The organism is Bacteroidota bacterium (assembly GCA_034723125.1).
GTDB lineage: Bacteria > Bacteroidota > Bacteroidia > CAILMK01 > JAAYUY01 > JAYEOP01.
Genome location: JAYEOP010000565.1, coordinates 1 through 1,612, shown reverse-complemented (window position 1 = coordinate 1,612; position 1,612 = coordinate 1). Strand labels below are relative to the sequence as shown.

At 28.8% G+C, this 1,612-nt stretch carries 2 protein-coding genes; both read right to left on the bottom strand.

Going from position 1 to position 1,612, the window contains the following annotated elements:
• The coding region (locus U9R42_14335) for an Ig-like domain-containing domain (GenBank protein MEA3497202.1) at window positions 1–747 on the bottom strand (747 nt) is incomplete at its 3' end.
• A gap of 10 nt (window positions 748–757) precedes the next feature.
• Window positions 758–1,612 (bottom strand): FAD-dependent oxidoreductase (locus U9R42_14330; GenBank protein MEA3497201.1); only part of this gene is annotated, 855 nt, incomplete at its 5' end.

Here is a 1,612-nt window from a genome sequence, read left to right as displayed (position 1 = left end):
CAACTCTACTGATATTACATTGCTATAAGACACTTGCTCTGCAAAAATTTTTATTTCTCCTATATTCGTGTCTTTTACTAATTCAATGCTTTTATTAGTAAATCCCACTTTTTCTCCAAAATCATATTTATAGTTCTCATTTTTGTCTTGCAGTGCAAAAATATTATATCGCCCTTCTTTAATGTTTGTAATCTCAAAACTCCCGTCCTCTGTGGTTTTAGAGAAATATTTTGGTTTTTCATTGTAAATACTAGAGTCATTTCCTGCGATATAAAGTAAAACCTTTATTTTTTTTTCATTTTCATCCCTATATACACCCTTTATTTTACCTCTTATTCTTAAAGAGTCTATTTTATTTCCGGTACTTATCACGTAATTAAAATCTTTCAAAGGATTTCTTTCTGTAATATCAACTACTGATTCACCAAATTGAAATTTATAGGTAGTGTTGTCTTCCAATTTCTCTTCAATTTTAATAACTATGCTCTTCTTATTTATAGAAATTTCAGGAAAAGGCTCAATTGGAGGTGAAATAATCATTTTGTTATGAATATCATTTAACTGTATAAATTCATTAAATTTTATTACAATTTCCTTTGCATTAAAGTTTATTGATTCATTTTTAGGGCTTTCAGTTAATACTTCCGGAGGGTTAATATCTTTTGGTCCACCTTTCGGTGCAACTTGTACTGCACATGAAACAATTATTAAATAAATTATGGAAAAAGCTATCTTTCGTATTCGCATTTCAAAATTTTTATCTTCTCAAATATACAAGTAATATAGAAACATCAGCAGGAGAAACACCACTAATTCTGCTTGCTTGTCCTAAAGTAAAAGGTTTTATTTCTTTTAGTTTTTCTCTTGCCTCTGTTGACAAACCATTTAATTTATCGTAATCAAACTCAGGATTAATCTTTACTGTTTCCAGCTTTTTCATTTTGGCTACCAATTCTTTCTCTTTCTGAATATATGTGTTGTACTTTATCTGTATTTCCGCTTGTTCTATTGTTTCTTTATCAAAATCATTTAAAAATTCTCTTACATTTTTTATATGAAAGATCATTCTTTCAATTTTAACCTCAGGTCTTAATAAAAATTTCTCAAGCTTCAATTTTTGCTTTAGTTCCTTTTTCCCTTGCTCTTTTATTACATTATTAAACTCTTCAAGACTGGTATTTTCGTTTTTAAAAAACTCTTTTATTTTTTCAATATCATTAAATTTATTTAAAACTTTATCATATCTTTTTTTTGCTACAAGTCCAATATTATAAGCCTTTGGGGTAAGTCTTAAATCGGCATTATCTTGCCTTAGTAAAATTCTAAACTCCGCCCTAGAAGTAAATAACCTATACGGCTCATTAGTTCCTTTAGTTACAAGGTCATCAATTAAAACTCCTATGTAACCTTCAGAACGTTCTACTATAAAATCTTCTTTATTATTAATCTTTTGATGAGCATTAGTTCCTGCCACCAATCCTTGTGCTGCAGCTTCTTCATAACCTGTTGTACCGTTAATTTGCCCGGCAAAATACAGGTTTTTAATTAATTTTGTTTCAAGGGTTTTCTTAAGTTGTTTAGGATCAAAATAATCATATTCAATAGCATATCC